We start from the raw sequence: 2,849 nt of genomic DNA, 5'->3' as shown, positions 1-2,849 counted from the left end.
GTGAGCAATGGATTGAAGACAAACCTGTTGGTCAGCTTTCCGATGCTGATATTGAACAGATTGTTGCGCATTGCCAACCCTGGACAGTTAAACCTTCGGGTACCGAAGGTTATCGAACCGCCGAGGTGACACTGGGAGGTATTGATACCAATGCTCTGTCTTCCAAAACCATGGAAAGCAAGGAGCATCCGGGATTGTATTTCATCGGTGAAGTCGTTGATGTTACTGGACATTTGGGTGGGCACAATTTCCAGTGGGCCTGGGCTTCAGGCCATGCAGCCGGGCAATTTGTTTGAGTAGGCATTAAGCCTCAGTAAATTCAATAATACCAAGCGAGGAGAGATTACTGACAATGGCAACAGAAATTCTTCCACATCTGATGTTTGATGGCGATGCGAAACAAGCCATGTTGTTATACGTAGAGCTGTTCCCCGATTCTGAAATTATCGAATCAACCGAATATACTTCTGGTGAAAATAAAGGCAAATTACAATTTGGCAGGTTTTCGTTAAACGGGCGAACCTTTAATTGCATTGACAGCCCAGTCAAGCATGACTTTGACTTTACCCCGGCGTTTTCAATCTTTGTGAACTGCGAATCAGTTGACGAACTCAGCACCCTATTTAAAACCCTTGCCGAAGGCGGTCAGATTCATATGCCGCTGGATAATTATGGCTTCAGTCAGCAATTTGGCTGGTTACAAGACCGTTTTGGTGTTTCATGGCAGCTGAATTTCCCCTGAAAGTGCACCGTACACGATTCAGCTATTTGAATAATCGTGCATATTCCGCTTCCAGTGTTGTATGGGTAGCCCAAAACGGTGGGGGTGTTTGATTATTAAGCTGTGCCAGAAGAAATTCCAGATGCACATGCCAGCCTCCCGCTACAGAAAGCTTTTGTTCCGATTTAAGCAAGCGGGAGTGGGTGACGGTTAACCGAACTTTATCGCCATGCTCGGTTAATTGAAAACGCACCTCGGAGTTTTCATTGTCTCCCATCGGCCAGGTATAGCTGAGTAAAAACGGCGGGTCACAAGCCGTTATATTGCCTCTAACAATATGTTCACCGCCATAGTCGGCATATTTTTCAGGTGGCAGATCTCCAGCGGTGGTCAATGAATTATTGTTGAATACCAACGTCACTTCACCACCCATTTCCAGCTCCATGGGACCTGCAGCCAGCCATTTTTGCCGTAACTCAGGCTCAGTCAAATAACGCCAGACACGCTCAATCGGGCCAGGCAATGTTCGTTCAATCTGTAATGTGTCAGGGGTAATTAATTCACCATAAATGTTGGACATCACATTGACTCCTTATGAGATTAATTTGACTCTGGTTTACTAAGCAACTGCTCCAGCGTATCCAGTTGCTGATTCCAATAGCGCTGGTAATGCTGTATCCATTCAAGGCCGCCATGCATCGGTGCTGCATTCAGTTCGCAGATATGACTCCTGCCTTGCACTTTGCGATTAATTAAACTTGCCTGTTCCAGAACCCGAATATGTTTCGAAGCCGCTGCCAGTGACATATCAAACGGTTCGGCAAGCTCACCGATCGACCGGCTTTGCAAAGCCAGAGCCTGCAACATTGAGCGCCGTGTTGGATCAGCCAGAGCATGAAATAAAGTATCTAAATTTGTCGCGTTATATTTAACCATGAGGTTTAATATCCTCTCATTATTAATTATTGTCAACCATTTGGTTTAATAATGTGCTAAACCACTGTTATGGATGGAGTTTTGTGATAGGTTCGGTGAAAATAATGCTTGCGGTAAAGTGTAAACTGTGAAATATTTCACAAAAAATATAAGAGATGCGAATGATGCGTATCACTTTATCTCCAGTCAATGCAGCTTGAGCCCAGATGGTTACTAACGTTGTATTTTGTCTTAATAGCGGGCTTTCAATGCCTGGACTTTATCGCTTTGTCCCCCCATTTCCCAATGCTGTCTGTTTGGAAGAGTCATCTCCAGTGATATTTTTCCCGACCTTTGAAAAGGAGTTCAGCCCATGAATCCAAGAAAACTCAGCCTGATTCTGATGCTGGCGGGTATGGTCATTTTGCTGATATCGCTGGTGTGGTTTTTTGCAGCCTACGCATCCACTCTGGATACAATGAGTCGTTATGGCAATAAAGATGTCATCACGCAAATGATGGCGTGCATCTATTCCTCGCCACCGATTTGCCGTGGAGCGGCGGCATTAAGCGATGGTCTTTCCTACAGCCCTATGATTTTCTGGCTGGGAATCCTCTTGTTACTGGCTGGGGTGGTCGCGTTTTTTTCGCTGAATAAGCAAATAAAGCAGTCGCCAGATTTTGATGATCGGGTTGGAGAGAACCTGAGCAGTGACAAACTATTAGGCTTTATCGCTAAGGAAAAATATACACGTTACAGCTATATACTGTTTCTGGTGGGCGCTGCAGGGGGGGTATTATTGCCGCCACTGGCGGTAGCTGCTTTGTTGGGATTTATATTGGCCATGCTGGGATATTTTGTCTGTTCACAACAGTTAACCAGTTTGGATAAAAACCATCTTGCAGTGCTCAGTGTGGTGTACATCGCTTCAACGCTACTGCTTTTAATGACCATTGGCAGTGCGTTGTTTCTGTTGGTGGCGTTGCTACAACTTGGGTTGTATTACATCGGTTTTAATAGCTATCGGTTTGGTCGGGTTATCAAAGTCAATAATCTGAAAGATGAGGTTGTACTGGCTTTTAAACCTATACGTGATCGGTTTTCTCATGGAGAGAAAAGCTGATTTTGTCTTCCTGAACTTCTGACTTTATGAGGTAATGTTATGAAAACCACACTCACTCTGCTCAACAATATTAAGTCGGCAGGCTGGAGC

Annotated in this window: 5 protein-coding genes; 3 read left to right on the top strand and 2 right to left on the bottom strand. The window is 44.8% G+C overall.

Annotated elements, in window-relative coordinates:
• A partial coding sequence (locus B3O33_RS01620; protein ID WP_292362801.1) for an NAD(P)/FAD-dependent oxidoreductase occupies window positions 1-296 on the top strand: 296 nt, incomplete at its 5' end.
• A 56-nt stretch (window positions 297-352) separates the two neighbouring features.
• On the top strand, window positions 353-742 hold the full coding sequence (locus B3O33_RS01615; RefSeq protein ID WP_292362198.1) for a VOC family protein: 390 nt from the start codon (window positions 353-355) through the stop codon (window positions 740-742).
• Between the two features lie 22 nt (window positions 743-764).
• On the opposite strand, the gene B3O33_RS01610 is transcribed toward B3O33_RS01615, so the two are convergent.
• Both B3O33_RS01610 and B3O33_RS01605 read right to left on the bottom strand, forming a co-directional pair.
• Window positions 765-1,301 carry an SRPBCC family protein gene (locus tag B3O33_RS01610; protein WP_292362199.1) on the bottom strand — a complete coding sequence of 179 codons (537 nt, stop codon included), beginning with the start codon at window positions 1,299-1,301 and terminating at the stop codon, window positions 765-767.
• 20 nt (window positions 1,302-1,321) lie between these two features.
• A complete protein-coding gene (locus B3O33_RS01605) occupies window positions 1,322-1,657 on the bottom strand; it encodes an ArsR/SmtB family transcription factor (protein ID WP_292362200.1) in 336 nt (111 codons plus the stop codon).
• A 352-nt stretch (window positions 1,658-2,009) separates the two neighbouring features.
• On the opposite strand from B3O33_RS01605, the gene B3O33_RS01600 reads away from it, so the two are divergent.
• Complete coding sequence (locus B3O33_RS01600) at window positions 2,010-2,759, top strand: hypothetical protein (RefSeq protein ID WP_292362201.1); 750 nt, start codon at window positions 2,010-2,012, stop codon at window positions 2,757-2,759.
• Window positions 2,760-2,849: the final 90 nt, after the last annotated feature.

This window comes from Methylophaga sp. UBA1464, assembly GCF_002325665.1.
Classification (GTDB): domain Bacteria; phylum Pseudomonadota; class Gammaproteobacteria; order Nitrosococcales; family Methylophagaceae; genus Methylophaga.
The sequence above is the reverse complement of the archived record's forward strand: the minus strand, read 5'-3'. Positions and strand labels throughout refer to the sequence as shown.

Bases quoted from the DNA above. Each gene is read 5' to 3' on its own strand.
- B3O33_RS01615 (WP_292362198.1), top strand. From the start codon at position 353: ATGGCAACAGAAATTCTTCCACATCTGATGTTTGATGGCGATGCGAAA.
- B3O33_RS01610 (WP_292362199.1), bottom strand. From the start codon at position 1,301: ATGTCCAACATTTATGGTGAATTAATTACCCCTGACACATTACAGATT.
- B3O33_RS01605 (WP_292362200.1), bottom strand. From the start codon at position 1,657: ATGGTTAAATATAACGCGACAAATTTAGATACTTTATTTCATGCTCTG.
- B3O33_RS01600 (WP_292362201.1), top strand. From the start codon at position 2,010: ATGAATCCAAGAAAACTCAGCCTGATTCTGATGCTGGCGGGTATGGTC.